At 38.8% G+C, this 17,400-nt stretch carries 17 protein-coding genes and 2 pseudogenes; 8 read left to right on the plus strand and 11 right to left on the minus strand.

Going from position 1 to position 17,400, the window contains the following annotated elements; translation table 11 throughout:
* Positions 1-123: 123 nt before the first annotated feature.
* Positions 124-1,140 (minus strand): GTP 3',8-cyclase MoaA, encoded by a 1,017-nt coding sequence (moaA, locus tag RGF10_RS19720; protein WP_318505111.1) that lies wholly within the window; start codon positions 1,138-1,140, stop codon positions 124-126.
* A gap of 313 nt (positions 1,141-1,453) precedes the next feature.
* Between moaA and RGF10_RS19725 the strand changes: the two genes are divergently transcribed.
* Positions 1,454-2,152, plus strand: a complete 699-nt coding sequence (locus RGF10_RS19725) for a Crp/Fnr family transcriptional regulator (RefSeq protein ID WP_318505112.1) — start codon at positions 1,454-1,456, stop codon at positions 2,150-2,152.
* Positions 2,153-2,205: 53 nt separating this feature from the next.
* On the opposite strand, the gene RGF10_RS19730 is transcribed toward RGF10_RS19725, so the two are convergent.
* The 6 genes and pseudogenes from RGF10_RS19730 to RGF10_RS19755 all read right to left on the minus strand — a co-directional run bounded on the left by RGF10_RS19730 (position 2,206) and on the right by RGF10_RS19755 (position 8,762).
* Positions 2,206-3,330, minus strand: coding sequence for a TIGR04053 family radical SAM/SPASM domain-containing protein (locus tag RGF10_RS19730; protein WP_318505113.1), 1,125 nt, complete (start codon positions 3,328-3,330; stop codon positions 2,206-2,208).
* A gap of 144 nt (positions 3,331-3,474) precedes the next feature.
* Entirely contained in the window at positions 3,475-4,602 is a 1,128-nt protein-coding gene (locus RGF10_RS19735) for an ABC transporter permease (protein WP_318505114.1), read from the minus strand.
* The gene (locus tag RGF10_RS19740; RefSeq protein WP_318505115.1) at positions 4,595-5,824 is read right to left on the minus strand and encodes an ABC transporter permease; all 1,230 of its coding nucleotides are present in this window, start codon (positions 5,822-5,824) and stop codon (positions 4,595-4,597) included. The genes RGF10_RS19735 and RGF10_RS19740 overlap by 8 nt, the downstream gene beginning before the upstream one ends.
* 12 nt (positions 5,825-5,836) lie before the next feature.
* On the minus strand, positions 5,837-6,775 hold the full coding sequence (locus tag RGF10_RS19745) for an ABC transporter ATP-binding protein (protein ID WP_318509605.1): 939 nt from the start codon (positions 6,773-6,775) through the stop codon (positions 5,837-5,839).
* Between the two features lie 187 nt (positions 6,776-6,962).
* Positions 6,963-8,297 (minus strand): annotated as a pseudogene (locus RGF10_RS19750) (IS3 family transposase).
* A gap of 153 nt (positions 8,298-8,450) precedes the next feature.
* Positions 8,451-8,762 carry a metal-sulfur cluster assembly factor gene (locus RGF10_RS19755; protein WP_318505116.1) on the minus strand — a complete coding sequence of 104 codons (312 nt, stop codon included), beginning with the start codon at positions 8,760-8,762 and terminating at the stop codon, positions 8,451-8,453.
* 196 nt (positions 8,763-8,958) lie between these two features.
* Between RGF10_RS19755 and RGF10_RS19760 the strand changes: the two are divergent.
* The 3 genes and pseudogenes from RGF10_RS19760 to RGF10_RS19770 all read left to right on the plus strand — a co-directional run bounded on the left by RGF10_RS19760 (position 8,959) and on the right by RGF10_RS19770 (position 10,235).
* A pseudogene (locus RGF10_RS19760) lies at positions 8,959-9,779 on the plus strand (Cof-type HAD-IIB family hydrolase).
* Positions 9,780-9,843: 64 nt separating this feature from the next.
* Complete coding sequence (locus RGF10_RS19765; RefSeq protein WP_318509685.1) at positions 9,844-10,044, plus strand: hypothetical protein; 201 nt, start codon at positions 9,844-9,846, stop codon at positions 10,042-10,044.
* Between the two features lie 2 nt (positions 10,045-10,046).
* The gene (locus RGF10_RS19770) at positions 10,047-10,235 is read left to right on the plus strand and encodes a DUF3813 domain-containing protein (protein ID WP_318505117.1); all 189 of its coding nucleotides are present in this window, start codon (positions 10,047-10,049) and stop codon (positions 10,233-10,235) included.
* 55 nt (positions 10,236-10,290) lie between these two features.
* Here the strand turns inward: RGF10_RS19770 and RGF10_RS19775 are convergent, their stop codons facing one another.
* Positions 10,291-10,707: a Gmad2 immunoglobulin-like domain-containing protein gene (locus tag RGF10_RS19775; RefSeq protein ID WP_318505118.1), complete on the minus strand. Its 417-nt coding sequence runs from the start codon at positions 10,705-10,707 to the stop codon at positions 10,291-10,293.
* 14 nt (positions 10,708-10,721) lie between these two features.
* Complete coding sequence (locus RGF10_RS19780; RefSeq protein WP_318505119.1) at positions 10,722-11,564, minus strand: YitT family protein; 843 nt, start codon at positions 11,562-11,564, stop codon at positions 10,722-10,724.
* Between the two features lie 107 nt (positions 11,565-11,671).
* Here RGF10_RS19780 and RGF10_RS19785 point away from each other — a divergent pair, with 107 nt between their 5' ends.
* On the plus strand, positions 11,672-12,532 hold the full coding sequence (locus RGF10_RS19785; RefSeq protein ID WP_318505120.1) for a DegV family protein: 861 nt from the start codon (positions 11,672-11,674) through the stop codon (positions 12,530-12,532).
* A 72-nt stretch (positions 12,533-12,604) separates the two neighbouring features.
* The gene (locus RGF10_RS19790) at positions 12,605-12,736 is read left to right on the plus strand and encodes a DUF3941 domain-containing protein (RefSeq protein ID WP_084029058.1); all 132 of its coding nucleotides are present in this window, start codon (positions 12,605-12,607) and stop codon (positions 12,734-12,736) included.
* Positions 12,737-12,765: 29 nt separating this feature from the next.
* Here RGF10_RS19790 and RGF10_RS19795 read toward each other — a convergent pair whose 3' ends face one another.
* Positions 12,766-13,644, minus strand: coding sequence for a CvfB family protein (locus RGF10_RS19795; protein ID WP_318505123.1), 879 nt, complete (start codon positions 13,642-13,644; stop codon positions 12,766-12,768).
* 165 nt (positions 13,645-13,809) lie between these two features.
* Between RGF10_RS19795 and RGF10_RS19800 the strand changes: the two genes are divergently transcribed.
* Positions 13,810-14,304: a YajQ family cyclic di-GMP-binding protein gene (locus RGF10_RS19800; RefSeq protein WP_318505125.1), complete on the plus strand. Its 495-nt coding sequence runs from the start codon at positions 13,810-13,812 to the stop codon at positions 14,302-14,304.
* 191 nt (positions 14,305-14,495) lie between these two features.
* Here RGF10_RS19800 and RGF10_RS19805 read toward each other — a convergent pair whose 3' ends face one another.
* Positions 14,496-15,956 (minus strand): alpha-amylase family glycosyl hydrolase, encoded by a 1,461-nt coding sequence (locus RGF10_RS19805; RefSeq protein WP_318505127.1) that lies wholly within the window; start codon positions 15,954-15,956, stop codon positions 14,496-14,498.
* A gap of 350 nt (positions 15,957-16,306) precedes the next feature.
* On the opposite strand from RGF10_RS19805, the gene RGF10_RS19810 reads away from it, so the two are divergent.
* Positions 16,307-17,275: a nuclease-related domain-containing protein gene (locus RGF10_RS19810; protein ID WP_318509607.1), complete on the plus strand. Its 969-nt coding sequence runs from the start codon at positions 16,307-16,309 to the stop codon at positions 17,273-17,275.
* Positions 17,276-17,400: the final 125 nt, after the last annotated feature.

The following is a 17,400-nucleotide window of genomic DNA, read 5'->3' on the forward strand; positions in this document are numbered from 1 at the left end:
GGGGTTTCTTTATTTATATAACAAATAAATAAGCACACAGCATTCATTAGAAATGACTGTGTGCTTAGACTTCTTATGTTTATTTAAAAAACTTCTAAACAACCTGGATTGAGCTACTGCTCGTTAACCGCCTATATATGACATTTCAATCTTTTTGCGAGCCTTTCTTGTTTCCTCAGTTCTCAAATCTGAATAACGGTCCTCTCGATGATTCCAAATGTCTACGATTTTTTTCTCTAGCTCTTCATTGCTCGCTCCATTTCGGAGTAAGCCCTTAATATCGTGTCCGTTCCCATTAAACAAGCAAGTGAAAATTTGTCCATTCGCTGATAATCTTGCTCGGGTACAGGTCGAACAAAAGGACTCGGAAACAGAGGTAATAAAACCAACATCAGTCTTTGTTCCTTTGTAGCGATAGCGCTTTGCTACTTCACCATAGTAAGCGGCTTCAACAGGTTCAAACTCAAAATGGCCCTTTAACTGCTCAAATATTTCCTTTTTCGTAATGACGTCATCCATTTTCCAGCCATTTGTACTACCGACATCCATGAATTCAATATAGCGCAGCTCTAAGTCATTTTCTTTACAGAAGGTTGCCATTGGAATAATTTCAGAATCATTAAGTCCCTTTTTCACAACCATATTAATTTTGATACCCAGTCCGGCCTTTTTTGCTGCTTCGATCCCTTTCAGTACGGGTCCCACACCAACGTTACGTCCATTTATCGTCCCAAATAATTCATCATTTAAGCTGTCTAAACTTATATTTACTCTTTTAAGACCAGCCTCTCTTAGCTGCTCGGCATATTTTGGCAATAAAACACCATTTGTTGTTAACGCAATATCCTTAAGACCTTCGATTCGGGACAGCATTTCAACAAGTACAGGTAAATCTTTTCTTAATAGTGGTTCTCCACCAGTTAAGCGAATCTTTTCGACTCCCAGCTTTATAAAAAGGCTGGCAAGGCGATGGATTTCCTCGTACGACAGCAATTCGGTTCTAGGTAAAAAAGCAAAATCAGGGCCGAATAACTCAGCTGGCATGCAATATTGACAACGAAAATTACAGCGATCAATAACAGAAATACGGATATCACGAAGAGGTCGATTTAACTGGTCACTTACTTGTTGGTTTGTCATATTGTTCAACTCCATATACGATAGAAGTCCTTATGAATATTATAATAGTGAAAACATTCTTTGACTGTTTATTATCTCACATAATGGGACATACGTACATACTATAATCCCACAAGAATAATCGACAATTGCCCCGGGAAACAAAGGCTCAATTATCACATTATGTCGTTTTTGTGAATTCCTTTGAAAATGTTTGCAGATTGGCAGTAATCACAATGGTTGATATCTTCCAATAACACTACAGCGGTGTTAGAATTAGGAGAAAATAATCGATTTTTATTTTGGGAAAGATATTATTTAAAGGGTGATGACAATGCCTGATACAATAAAAGCCACAAAACCGATTCAGATAAAAGAATTACTGCGATTTACAGATCGAATCATTCATACAAAAAAAGGGACTTATCTTTTTCAGGAAGGGACAACAGCTGAAGAATTGTACCTCGTTATATCTGGAAAAGTCCAAATTAGTAAAATTACGTCAGATGGCCGCGAGTTATCATTAAGAATTTGCAGCGAAAATGATTTATGTGGTGAATTAACCTTGTTCACGGAAACTCCCAAGTATTTGTTAAGTGGTCTTGTCATTGAAGATGGAGAAGTAGCCGCGATTCGTAAGGATGTTCTTGAGAAAGAAATTTTTCAGAACAGCTCCTTAGCGTTTGAATTCATGAAATGGATGAGCGACCATTTCCGAAAAACGCAAACCAAATTTCGTGATCTCGTTCTAAACGGAAAAAGAGGAGCACTTTTTTCTACTCTTATTCGGATGACTAATAGCTACGGTGTTGAAAAGCCTGACGGAATTTTAATTGATTTACCCTTAACAAATCAAGAACTGGCAAATTTTTGCGGAACCTCTCGCGAGAGTACCAACCGAATCCTGAATGAGCTTAAACGGGAGAACATTATTTCCGTTAAAAAAGGGAAAATATTCATCCACGATTTGCAATATTTAAAGAAAGAAATTGATTGTGAAAATTGTCCAGCCATTTATTGTAGTATTGAATAAGTGATAAATTTTAGAAAGAGGCTAACCGCACTGGTTAGCCTCTTTAGATTATGCTAAACCTCTTGTTTTTTTCTTAAAGCTTTAGGAATATAGACGCAGAATGGCTCACTTTCAAGATAGTCGCCCGTCATCGCATAAGCTCTAGAGCGTGATCCACCACAGACATGACGGAACTCGCACTGACCGCATTTCCCTTTATACAAATCGGGGTTCCGTAATTCCTGAAGAACTGGTGAATTACGATAAATATCAGAGAGTGACTGCTCCCGAATATTTCCTACTTTAATTGGGAGCAAACCGCTTGGGTACACATCCCCAATGTGAGAGATGAAAATAAAGCCATTTCCATCGTTTACGCCCTTTGGAGCTCTTCCTAATCCATCGATTGAACCGGTTAGTCCCTGCTCGGTTAACGCATCTAAATATTGGATTTCTGTTGGTTGTTCTTTTGCTTCTCGCTTCTTTTGTTGAATCACAACACGACGGTAATGCTGTCCTGCAGTTGTTTTAATATCAAAAGGCACACGCTTGCTCAATTGGTATAGCCATGTAAATACTTGCTCATGCTGGACAGGCGAAATCATATCACTCGTTTGACCACGTCCAGTAGGCACGAGGAAGAATACGCTCCATAATACACATTCTAGCTTTTCAACCAGCTTTGCCATTTCTTCTAAATGATCAATGTTATACCTTGAAATTACAGTATTGATTTGCACTGGTATTTCAAGTTCATGCAAATATTTAATCCGTTCCATCGTTAAATCAAAGGAACCGTCTGTTCCGCGAAAATGATCATGGATTTCTGCTGTTGGTCCATCTAAACTGAATGCCCAGCGTGATAGCCCCACATCTTTAGCTTTTTCTATCGCTTCTTTTGTCACATTTGGAGTGGCACTCGGTGTCATCGAAACTCGCACACCTTGCTTTACTGCATATTCTGCAATATCAAAAACATCCGCGCGTTCTAGTGGGTCTCCGCCAGTAAAGACTAACATCGCACCATTCATTTCTTTTATCTGATCAATTAATGCTTTTCCTTCATCAAAGGATAGCTCTCTTGGGTCTCTTCTATATTGTGCTTCAGCTCGGCAATGCAAGCATTTTAATTGACAGGCTCTTGTTAATTCCCATATGACGATAAACGGATCTCGATTAAAATCTCGATTAAATCCCATTTTTACGCCTCCTATTTTTCCATTTCAATTGTGCTTGTGATTGTATTATAAGTCACTTTTTCTTTACTCTAAGTGAACTTCCTCACAAACCACCATTGTTTTTTGGGAAAATAGGTTAAAATACAAGTTTTTTGAAGAAAAACATCATTCATATTTAACTAAACGCAAGGCAATTAAAAGAAAGACGATTGTAAAAGCACAAAGTGCACTTACATCCTTTATTAGTGTCGCAGTATGTAGGCTGCCACTTATGATTTCTTCAAATCCTGCCATTGCCCATCTTTGTGGAGTTGCTAGCGCAATCTTTTTCATGAAGTCTGGCACTAACTCAATCGACCAATATACGCCTCCAAGCATACACGTACTCGTAATCACGATCGCACTTAAGGCAATAGCTTGTTGTTTTGTTTTAACTAACCCAGCTAACATCAAGCCGAAGCCAACAACACAAAGGATGACAAGCGAAGCAAAAGGAATGAGATAGAGTAAATTGCCCCATTCAGTGTCAAACATGAATTTCGTCATCACCATCAGCATTGCAAATTGGATCCAGCCAATCCAAAAATAAGCACTTAAATATCCGAAACTAATTTGTAGCTTTGTCGCTGGGGTGATCATCAGTCTTGACCAGGTACCACCCCTCTTTTCATCCAAAATGGTCGACGCCGCTCCTGAAAGGCCAAACATCATAAACATAATGGCAAAACCAACAAACATTAAATTGACTGCCGCTTTATTTTCATTATCCTTTTGAATGATTTGATGATCAACTTTTACACCCTTACTTGTTGCAACCGATTTTAATAGCTCTTTTACGGATGATTCATCGTCTATATTTCGAGCCTGATAGGAACTTAGGATGACATTTGCACTTCCTTCTAAATAAGGAACCAACCCCATGTATTGTTCACTTTTTCTTTGCACAATAACATCAAATAGTGGATCTGTCGCTTTAATTCGTTCCGTTACATTTTCTGGGATAACAATGGCCGCAATGGCTTCTTGCTCTTGAATGTTTTTTTTAGCTTGTGTTTCTGATACTGATTTCCATAAATATTGATCATTTCGCTTAAGCAAACTAACAATTTCTGAATGCAATTCACCTTTACTATCAACAATATTGACAATTGGTTTATTGTTTTCTGTATTAAGCGCCATTCCTCCAAAAATCAAACTAAATAATGCAGGCATGATCACCATCAATATCCATGCTGCAGGTGTTTTTAAAAATTGTGTCATATGTAGCCATTGAATACTCCAAATTCTACGCATAGCTACCCCTCCTTTCGAATAAAAGACGGGCAAGACCTATAATAAAAAAGACAAAACCAAGTCCTAATATCCCTGCTACTGCCGGTAGAATATCAGTTAACGAAGCTCCAGACATTAACTCGATATAGGTTTGCAACGCTAGACCATTTGGTAGGAATTTTCCGGCTAATACAGCCCAATCTGGAAAAATATATAGTGGTGCCATACTTCCTCCGATTGCCGCCATTATTTGTGTTGCAAGCATAGAAGCAACACTGAATGTTTTTTCTTTTTTAATAAATGAACCAGCTAAAATCCCTAACCCACAAGCACTGATCACAAAGGAAATTGTAATAACAATGACCCCAGCGACGGAATCTCCCCAATCCACACCGAATATGAGTGTCGTGCCGATTATGATGACAAATGCTTGAATTAAGCTAATTGTAATTAAACCAAGCATTTTTCCGGTTAAATATTGATGATAGGATAGTTTTGATACTTGTAGGCGGTTATACACCTCTTGTTCCTTCTCAAGGATCATCGCAGACACACCTTCTGCTACCGTCATTAATAAAAACATGACACCCATTGCAGCTGCGTAATATTGAAAGGAACCAACAGGTTTTGACTCAGCCTGGACAGTTTTTTCATTTAACTGGGAGTCGATTGTTTGATTCTCTTCGGCATTTTGGTCTGTTTTAGCGACCATGCTTGCTTGGTATTCCTCGATTGACATACCCACTTGAAGCGCCTTCTCCATTGACTGCTTCATCGCTTCTGTTTCTACGGTGTAATTCTGCGTAAACTGCTCGATAACACTTTGAATGATCATCGTTTTTACACCTGGATTTGGAACAGAAATCAATTTTATTTCAGCAGCTTTTCCAGTAGATAAGGATGTCGTGAAATTGGCCGGGATAACAATTCCCACAGAAAGCTTATGGTCTTGGATTTTCTGCTCCATTTTATCCTGTTTAAAATTTTTGACACGAATTTGGTCGGGCAAAGCCTTACCGAACACTTCATCTGCTAAAATTCCCCCAACGGTCCCCTCATCTAAGTTGACTATCCCTAAAGTAAACTTAGGGATTTCAACATCTCCCTCTTCCTGAAATACATTCCCAAATGCTGCACCTAAAATGGCTATTAATAGAAGAGGCATCATGATGAGCGTTAAAAAAGCTTTTTTGTCACGGCCAATAAGCAATAAATCCTTTACTGCTAACCAAAAAAAACTCATTTTCTTCACCTCCTAATCTCTTAGGCTTCGCCCTGTTAAATGTAAAAAAACACTTTCGAGATTCGGCTCGACAATATCAACAGAAGTAATTTTTACACCTGCATTTGTTACAGATTGTATAAAATTGGTTAAAATATGCTGGGGCTCTTTATGAAAAACCATTAACTGATTGTTTTGAATGCTAAAATCCTTTTCGGAAAATAATTTACTTAATGAACTTTGGATATCGGTTGAATTTGTTCCTTGTTGATCAACGGTAATAATGATTCGTGAACGATCTCCAATTGTTTCTCGCAACTCGGGCATAGTTCCACAGGCAATTAATTCCCCGTGGTCAATAATTCCGATTCGTTCACACAAGTATTCCACTTCTTCCATATAATGGCTTGTATAAATAACCGTCATTCCTTGCTCATTTAATTTCCTAATCGTTTCTAATATATGATTCCTTGACTGTGGATCGATTCCTACAGTTGGCTCATCCATAATGAGCAATTCTGGATTATGTAAAATGGCTGCTCCAATATTCACTCTCCGCTTCATTCCACCGGAAAAGGTGTTTACTTTTCCCTTTGCCCGATCAGCCAAGCCGATAATATCGAGCACCTCATCGACTTTTTGTTCAAGCGCTTTTCCTGAAAGTCCGTACATTCTTCCCCAAAAGTTTAAGTTTTCCTTCGCCGACATCTCTTGATAAAGCGCAATTTCTTGTGGTACTACACCAATTGCAGCTTGTGCCTGCTTCGTATTCTTTAATACATTTATGTCTTTTAACTGAATTTTTCCTGATGTAGGAGGATATAACCCTGTCACCATATTAATGATAGTCGATTTTCCAGCACCATTTGGACCAAGTAGACCAAATGCCTCTCCTTTTTCAACAGAAAAAGAAACTCCTTTAACTGCGTCAAAAGCTCCGAAGCTTTTCTTCAAATCTCGAACAGTTAGCATACTCATACCACGACACTCCTTTCGCGAATTTACTTCGATATCTTAACCATACATAAACTCAACCTCAATAATATATAGTTTATTGACAAAAGTATGAATATTTTAGTGAATTCTTCCTGCACAAAAAAAAGAACCCCAGATGCTGAAGTGAACTGTGCCCCCGTTTACGGACAGTTTAAAAAAGCGCCTATGCAGCTAATAAGTGGCCCAGGTATTGTACCTGGGTCATTTTATTTAAGCCCCATTGATAACGGTGATGGTTATATTCTTCGATTACTCGATCTACTTCTCTCTTAACCTCTTTTAAATTATCTAAGGATTTATACTCTGCTAAATCCTTAAAATGTCCAAAGAAGCTTTCCATTGGTGCGTTATCCCAACAGTTTCCCTTTCGGGACATTGATTGAGTTATGCCAAGCTTTTTCACTTTGCTTTGGAATAGAGGATGCGTATAGTGGACACCTTGGTCAGAATGTAACATGGCTTCTGGGTGAAAATGATTGCTGACAGCTACTTTTAACTTTTTTAACGTCTTATAGACGATATCCATCTCTAAAGATGTGGACAAGTGGTACGCAATAATTTCCCTTGTAGCTCCATCCTTTACGCAAGATAAATATGCTTTTTGACCCTTTCCAAAATAGAGATAAGTAATGTCAGTAAGCAGGACTTTCCCTGGTTCTTCCTGATTGAATTCTCGGTTAAGAAGGTTAGGGCAGGTTCGATGTTCCTGGGTTGCCTTGGCCATCTTACGATAGGGATTGGCCTTCCTTACTTTGGTTACAAGATTATATTTTGCCATTAGACGCCTAATTTTTTTGTGATTCATTATGGCTGTATAATCATTCTCCATAATCATTTTAATCTGGAGGGCACCTACTTTTTCCTTTTTGCTAATGAAAATTTCTTGGATTAACTCTATATCCAATTCATCCTGCTCGTCACGTTGTGCACGTAAAGGTGCAGCCTTCAACCAATCATAGTAGCCACTACGGCTTACACCTGCCAGTTTACACAGGAAGGAAACAGCTTTCTTTAACTGATGTATTCTTAACGTTTTCTCGATTAGAGAAAACTTTTCAGCTGCCGTTAAAATCGTTTCTTCTTCAGCGCCTGCCTTTCTAACTCTTCCAGCTTTTTTAGGAAGTCATTCTCTGCCTCAAGGAATTTAATTCTTGCCTCAGCTTTTCGTAATTTCTCTTCCACGGAAAGATGCTTTGAAGAAGGGCGTCCTGTACTCCCTTTGCCTCTGCGTTCTGTAAGGAAACCATCCTCTCCAAACCTTTTATACGAATCCCTCCAACGCCTAAGACAACGTTTAGGTTGATCTTTACCGATCATGTTGAGGTCAAAGCCATGTTCAATAAAGATTTGTGATGGTGTTTTTCCACTTTTGTAATCCGTAACTGCTTTTACCTTAAATTCCTGGACTATACGAGATTGACCTTTCAGAAACGCTCACAACATTAGGATTCTTCTCAAGCTCTTTAATTTGGAATTCATTATAAATATTCTTACTCATGATAATCCTCCGCCCATATTCATTAAATCTATTGAAACACAAAAAACCCCGGATAGGGGCACTTTTTTATCAGTGTCCGTTATCCAGGGTATAGTTCAAAGTTCTTTCTTTGTTACTGTTTATTTGATTGTTTACATCGTATTACTATTCCCTTTAATCACGAACTCCTAATGCAATCTTTGCATAGCGTGACATTTTATCCTTTGTCCAAGGTGGATTAAAGACAATATTAACATCTGTTTCCTTAACTTCTGGGATGTCACCCAAACAATTTTTAATCTGGTCAACAATCGTACCAGCTAGTGGACAGCCCATAGAAGTAAGCGTCATCGTCACCGTTGTTTTGCCAGCCTCATCCATTTCAATTCCGTAAACCAATCCTAAATTGACTATATCAACACCCAACTCAGGGTCGATGACTAATTCTAAAGCACCCATAATATTTTCTTTCAATGCTTCATCCATACTATTCACTCCTAACCATTAGTAACAACTTTTTGGTCCTACTATTTGCATTTTCTTTTATAAAAATCATAAAATTAGTTTACCATGTTAACAAACTTTTTCCCAAGCTTAACACCTAATTCATATTAGAATAAACAATAGCCTTTAAGCTAAGTAAGAAGGAAAAAGCGATTATTCTTTAAGAGAAGGGGAATATATGACGAATAAACACCTAATTGCATTAGATCTCGATGGCACATTATTAACCGACAAAAAGATTATAACAGCTAATACGAAAAAGGTAATCCAAGCTGTCCGTGATCAAGGGCATATCGTCATGATCGCCACAGGCAGACCGTTCCGCTCGAGTGAAATGTACTACCGCGAATTAGAATTGGATACACCTATTGTAAACTTTAACGGTGCATTTATTCACCACCCTCAAAACGAGGATTGGGGTATTTATCATTCACCACTCGATATGGATGTTGTACAGGAAATCATTGAAGCACTCGATTCTTATTCCTTTCATAATATTATCGCTGAAGTCATTGATGACGTATATTTACACTACCATGATGAAAAATTAATGGAACTACTTAAGCTGGGAAATCCGAAGATTAAAACTGGAGATTTAAGAAGGTTTTTAACCCAATCGCCCACGAGTATGTTAATCCATACCGATGAACATCAATTAAAGCATATTCAAGACCATCTCTCTTCGGTTCATGCAGAAGTCATTGATCATCGAAGCTGGACAGCCCCTTGGCATGTAATTGAAATCATTAAGAACGGTCTAAATAAAGCAGTTGGGATTAAACGTGCGTGTGACTATTATCAAATTCCGCAAGAGCCTGGGTGATTGCCTTTGGTGATGAGGATAACGACTTAGAAATGTTAGAATTTGCAGGTAAAGGAATTGCTATGGGGAATGGAATCGATCATGCCAAAAATATTGCGAACGAAATCACCTTAACTAATGAAGAAGATGGCGTTGCGATTTATTTAAATGAATACTTGAATTTAAAGGTACTATAAAAACGTTCACAAATTCAACCAACTCTTACCTTTATGAATCCCTTTATTACGGAGATACTAATGAATGAAGCAGACGATTGCTTCAAAATCAAGCTCAGTTGGAGGGATTCTAATGGGTAAACGGAATAAATCTAGACGCTTTGTTTCACAAGGTGCAACGACAGTCACAAAACACGATGACCGTATCCCTTACCACACGACCTACGCTGAAGCTGAGGCCAGAAAAATGGCGAATGACCACAATTCCTCAATCGGAGGAATATAACTATGGGTAATCGATTATTTCAAGAAGCCCGTAAATTTGTCAACATCGCCAAGTCAGCGTCAGGGGACGAAAAGCAACAGGCTACTAGTCGAGCGAAAAATGCTTTAAACTCCGCCTTTGCAAATTCCACCGTGGCTGAACAAGAGCAGCTTAGACAACTACAAAGTGAGCTTGAGAGTTACAGTAACTAGTCAAAAAGAAGCGCGATTCGAGGCTATTTGCCCTAATCACGCTTCTTTCCTTTTATTAAAATTGTTCGAGAACAGTTGCTTGGACATGTATCATATTGTTGTTTTGATCTTTTTCATAAAAATAAATCGCAACAGTACCGTTGTCCGGCAGTTTATTTTTGGGGATGCTAATCATAATATTGAAGCTTGCCCATTTCTGTTTCTGTTGCTTTTCTTTCATTGTTATTTTCGTTTCAGATATAAACTCATAATGCCCGTCTTCAACTAAATAGTAAAACGTGCCATTCTTTGTTCTCGCTTCTCCGTCAATCACATATTCTCCATTTTTGCCCTTCACCTTAATGTTTCGGAAGACGGCATTTTCAACCTGAATCATGTTCTCTCCATCTTCCTCCGCCTGACCAAGAGTAGATGGTGTTGCTAAAACTAGACTAAATATTGCGAGCATAAACCATACGAAACCTTTTTTCACATCTTCACCCCATCTTAGTCTTTACGAAAAAATCCAAAAATCCCTGTTGTTTGAATTATATTTGTAAATGCACCTGGGTCGACCTCTTTTATTATTCTTTCTAAATCAAAAAGCTCATATCGGGTGATGACCGTCATCAGCATTTCTTTTGGCTCATTGGTAAACCCGCCTTTGACATTGATTGTGGTGATGCCGCGAACAAGCTTCGCCTGAATTGCCTTTTTCAAATCCTCAGGCTTTTTAGTAATAATCATAGCCGTCAACTTTACATGCCTCGTATGGATCGTATCAATTACCCTAGTAGTAACGTACAAAGTGACCAATGTATAAAGGGCCTTCTCCCAACCGAACAATAAACCAGCGATTAAGATAATAACGGAGTTCAAGGTGAAGATATATGTTCCAACCGGTTTATCCTTCATTCTAGAAAGGAGCATCGCAACAATATCCATACCTCCGGTCGACGCACCCCATTTTAGGGTAAATCCTACTCCAACAGCTGAGATGACCCCACCGAAAACAGCATTCAATAAAATGTCTTTTGATACCTGTTTTATTGGAATCATTTCTAGAAAAAAGGACATCAATAACACACTACAAAAACTATAAATTGTAAAAGATCTGCCTACCTTTTTCCAGCCAATAATCGTAACGGGAATATTTAACAAGAAAAGTAAAACACCAGTGGAAAGGGTGAATGGGGTGTAATCTGTCATGATTCTTGATATTAATTGAGCCGCACCACTAAACCCGCTTGAATACACATTAGCGGGAATGAGGAAGAAGTTTAACGCAAGGGCATTCAACAAAGCTCCAAAGATGACGACTATGAATTTTTTTAGTTCCATAACGACCATTTTATGACCCCCGATAATTGTTGTGAACAAATGAGGAATGATTGTATTTTTACATTGAAACCGCTAAACTTAAGATAAAAATATTATTTCACAAAGCAGGTGAAAAAATGGCATTAACAATCATTACTGACAGTGGTGCAGATTTACCAATTAGTTATTACGAAAAGAACCATGTTGTTTTATTGCCATTAAAGGTTCAGCTAGATGATAAGGAGTACGATGATCATTTAGAAATTGAGCCTGCAACCGTATACCAAGCAATCCGCTCAGGACAATATCCAAAAACCTCTCAGGTCCCTCCTAATCGCTTTGAGGAATTATTTACAGAAATGGCCCAGAACAAGCAGGATGGAATTTATATTGCCTTCTCCTCTCAGTTATCTGGTACTTATGCAACTGCTGTAATGATCCTAAATCAAGTGAAAGATGAGTATCCTGATTTTAATTTGACCATTCTTGATACGAAATGCGCCTCACTTGGCCAAGGTTTAGTTGTGATGGAGGCAGTTCAGTTAGCTTCATCAGGCATTTCAAAGGAAGAAATACTTGCGAGACTACAATTTCGTTCCCAACATACTGAAAGTTTAGTAACCGTAAATGATTTGGATTATTTAGCCAAGGGCGGACGAGTCTCGAAAGCCTCTGCATTTGTTGGCGGACTCTTAAACATTAAACCCATCATCAATATGGAAGACGGAAAGCTCATTCCGATTGAAAAAATTCGCGGTAAAAAGAAGGTTTTTCACCGTCTGATACAATTGATGCAGGAACGCGGCGACCATTTGGATCAGCAGATCGTTGGCATTAGCCATGCTGATAATGCAGAAACCGCTCAGGAAGTGAAAGCCATGATTGAATCGGAATTTCATCCTGACTTCATCACCATTACGGATATCGGCTCAGCGATTGGGGCTCATACCGGACCAGGAACCATTGCTATCTTCTTTTTAAATAAGATGCCTTCTTAATCTCATTTACATACTCCTTTCGAAAATGACAGACAATAAAATGTATTTATTTTGAAAGGAGAATGTAAAAATATGCCTCATACATCGGATAATGATAAGAAAGCCCAAGACAATAATGCACTGCGCCATGAAAAAAACATGATGCGTGAAAAAAATCGCAAAGCAGGGAAGAATCAATACTCTAAGAAAACAGATCATCTATAAAATAGGTTACAAAAAAGAAGAGGGACGACTCATTCAGAGTCTCCCTCTTCTTTCTTAATATAGGTCCAACGATCTTCCTGATACACGCGACCGTCCTTCATTAATTTTCCTAACGCCCGTTTAAATGCACCTTTACTTAAATTGAAACGCTCCGCGATGTCCTCTGGTAAGCTCTTATCACTATAAGGCATCGCCCCATTACGTGATTCTAAGTATTCGTAAATGCGCTCAGAATCTGTATCCAATTGGTCCTGTTTACGGGGCAGCAAGGATACATTAATCGTTCCATCCACTTTGACATCAATGACTCTTCCTTCTACTTTTTGACCAAGACGCGGCTCAGTTAAGCGCTGTGACTCATGGATAAAGCCCTTGTAGCCTTCAGCCGTAAATAACCAGCTGCCAACCTTTGCCGTGCGATAAATATAGCCATGGACATTTTTGTTGAAATCCTTTTCGGTTGCCTCGACAGCTTTTTCCTCCATAATCGGGTCGGTTGCCAGTTTAGCATAAAGCCGCTGATTTTTATTAACCCGAATGGTTACATACAATAGGTCGCCAACTGTTGGCCAAACGGATTTATGTGCCGGTAAGTCCTCCTCACCTAACAACAGTTCCTTTTGGATACCCATATCTAGGAAGATCCCCAATCCTGGCTGAACATCGGTCACCTTCACCCATTCGTACTTTCCGACTGTTACGAAAGGAATCGTATCGGTTGCGGCAATGCGGCCTCTAGAATCTGTATAAAGAAAAACCTCGACCGTTTCATCCAATCCATAATGCTTGTTTGCTTCATTTTTATGCATTAACACATCTTCCGTACCATCAGTTAAAAAGTAACCAAATTCCGATTCCCGTGTTACAGTTAATTCTAATACATGTCCTACATTTTCTGATAAAGGCATGTTATTTCCTCCAATTGCTTAACTTTTCATTCTACCTAAAGTTGTTTGAACTGCTATATTTTACTATAATGAGAACATAAAGGGAAACGAATCATGAGGTTTTTACTCCAATGATCGTTTGCAGAGCTAATTTTATAAAAAGAAATAATGTTTACGGAGGTAACCATGGCAGCAAAAGACAGTTCATTTGATATTGTATCCCAAGTTGACTTTTCTGAAGTCACAAATGCCGTTACGGCAACCATGAAAGAAATTAAAACACGCTACGACTTTAAAGGCAGCAAAAGCGATGTCACCCTTGATAAAGAAGACCTTGTGCTTGTTTCCGACGATGAGTATAAGCTAGATCAGTTAAAAGACGTTCTTTTCAGCAAACTAATCAAGCGTGGTGTTCCAATCAAGAACCTTGATTATGGTAAATTAGAGGGTGCATCAGGCGGTACCGTCCGTCAACGGGCCAAACTTGTTCAAGGAATCGATAAAGACAACGCCAAAAAAATTAATGCGTTAATCAAAAACAGCGGTTTAAAAGTAAAAAGCCAAGTTCAAGACGATCAAATTCGTGTCACTGCAAAAAGCCGTGACGATTTGCAAAAAATCATCGCAGCCGTTAAGGAAGCTGATTTAACTGTCGATGTTCAATTTACGAATTACCGCTAAAAAAGACTGGGGATTAATTCCCAGTCTTTTATTTTGGTTTTATTCGCTTGAATCTTGATTTATTCGCCTGAATCTTGGCTTTATTCGCTTAAATCTCAATTTATTCGCCTAAACCCGGTTTTATTCACCTGAATCCAGGTTTATTCGCCTAAAACCTGGTTTTATTCGCCTACCTGATTTCTCTCAGTTCTCTATTCACTTGTCTTTTGCTTTCTTCTTTTTAGCAAAATCACAATAAAGCCAAAGAATAACAAATACACGGTGCCCATCACAACAAAATAAGGAATATTCAACCCGCTTTTTTGGGCGACCACATAAATCTCTGCCTCATCACGATCAAGAATGAGCTTGTATTTCCCATTCTCCTCTTTCGTTAAATCGTCCATTAATAAGCCTCGTAATTCCTTATCCTTAGCAATTTTCGCAGCTGGAATCACGACATTTTGCGACTTCGTGGTATTGTTGATCGCAATCACAGTCAGTTCACCTTGAAACTCCCGCTTATAAACGATCATCCCATTCTTGGAATAGAGCTTCTCCATCGTTCCTTTCGTGAGCGACGGCATTTGATTACGCAATTCCCCCAGCTTCGTAATATAATCGACTAAGTCCTTATCAGTTCGGAAATCCATCTGCTTTCGATTATCATCTCCTGCACCGCCCTCAAGTGCAATTTCGCTTCCATAGTACACAACTGGAATTCCCGGCGCTGTAAAGAGATAGGTTAATGCCAGCTTCCAGCGCGAGCCAGGATGCAAATTGTTGACCACCGCTTCGTGCGTGAACCGTACCATGCGCTGATTGTCCATGAATGTTCCCATCAAATTTGGAGAATCAAATTGCTGCTTATTTTTATCTAAAATTGTAAATAGCTCATCCAGTGATTGATCTGGTTTGGCAAAGCCTGTCCGCAGCACAGGATTGGCTGAATAATCAAGAAAGCCATCGATGCCGGTATTACTATAACCCTCTGCGCTATTGATTCCTTCTGCATCCCCAAGTAAAAATAAGTCTGGGTTGTCGGTTTTAAGTTCCTTGGTAAAATCCTTCCAAAAACTCGCCGGTACATGCTGAATACGGTCGAGCTTGTAGCCGTCAATTCCAGTTTCATTAACCCACCATTTCGCCACGTCAATTAAGTACTCGCGAACCTCTGGATTTTCTTGATTTAAATCAGGCAAGCCATCCACCCAAGCTTTTTCTTTGTCCGTTTCTTGGTTTTGGTTAAACCAGTCCTGCTTCGTGGCATCCTTTAGCCAAGGATGGTTTGGTCCAACAGAATTCGCTGGGAATTCAACGATCACCTTTAACCCACGTTTGTGAGCTTCGTTCACAAGCTTTTTAAATTCTGACAATGTGCCAAAATGCTCATCAGTCTTTTTAAAATCATTGATCCAATAGCCATGATAACCTTTGCCCTCGTTATCAAAAATTGGCGAAAGAGCAATTGTTGTAAACCCCATATCCTTTATGTAATCCAATTGCAGTGATACCCCTTTAAAATCACCACCATGATAAGCTAATGGATCGTTTGAATCCACATCCGTATCATTGTTCGGATCACCATTATTAAAGCGGTCAATCATTACATAATAAATTGATTCATCCTGCCAGCTCTCTTCCGTTTTTTCAGCAGCTTGAGCTTGTGTCACAGTACCCATACCGAAAAAAGAAGAATAGCGCTGAATATGATCGAAAACGTACGCTTCTTCATATCCCCACTCCCCCTTGAAAAATGAGGCGATTCTTGCTTTTTAGAAAAACACGGAACCATTTCTAGGTCTCTAATCCCAACAAACACTTCGCATGTTTCGCCATAAACAACGAATCTTCCCAATTTTTTGCATATGCCTCTAGATTATCTGTTTGTCTGCTGTCCGTCAAACGAGATGCAATCCTGGCTTTATTTGAACATTATTTGACGAATTTTTAATTCAGCAGGTAATTTATTTACCAGAGCGAAAAGAATTATGTTAAACGAAAGGAGTGTGTTACATTGTTTATGAATGAACGGACATTGCCATTAAAAATTGAATTTAACCAAGCATGTTTAAGACGGATCTATCCTGGTCATCCTAAAGGACCATTGATTGAAACAGACATAGGACGTACTGAGGCTGGCTACTACAGCGAAATCACACTAGACTCCTACCTACAATATCTCCCCGAAAAAAATTACTACATCTTTAAAGGGTTGCGACTCCCAACCACTAGAGGCACCTACTTCCAAATCGATTCTCTCATTCTTTCTCCAACCCATATTCCCATTATAGAAGCCAAAAATTTATCCGGAACATTGGATATTGATGAAAATTGTGATCAGCTCATCCAAAATGGAGAAATCGGCTACGAAAATCCAATGCTGCAGGCTGAATTTCAACTTCGTGAATTACGCCAATGGTTAATACGGAACAAATTTCCTTGTAAGAATCTTGAGTACTTGGTTGGAATGATGAACAAGAATTGTATTTTAAAAATAATCCCTGGTTCAGAAGCTCAATTTCGAGTGTGTCGCGGCCGCCGTGTCATCGATCGACTAAATTCTTTTTCGGCAAAATATCAAGATATTATTTTTCCACCTGAAATCCTTCGCAAAATGTGTAAGCTTCTCCTAAAAAGTCATGTTCAACCAAGCTACGACATTGAGAAATGCTTTAAAATTTCCCGCTCGGAACTTTTACCTGGAGTGCATTGTCCGTTCTGCTGGTTTCTTGGAATGGTATATCGAAATGGTACGTGGCATTGCCCAAAATGCAAAGAGGTTTCGAAGGATGCACATATGCATACCTTAAAAGATTACTTTCTGTTACATGGTGCTGAAATAACAAATCGTCAATTTCGGGAGTTTTTACAGCTCGGGCATAATTCAGTGAATATCGCTTCAAAAATGCTAAATAATTTGGAGCTTCCCCACACTAATGCAAAGAAAAACCGAGTTTACAAGTTACCAAAAACATTATTTTTCAATTGAAAAATTTTTATTCGCCAGTTTTTGGATTTATTCGCCTAAACCTGGATTTATTCGCTAATTTCAGAATTTATTCGCCAAAACCCAGGATTTATTCGCTTAAATCGGAGTTTATTCGCCTTACGCAA

The organism is Bacillus sp. T3 (genome assembly GCF_033449965.1).
GTDB lineage: Bacteria > Bacillota > Bacilli > Bacillales > Cytobacillaceae > Bacillus_BU.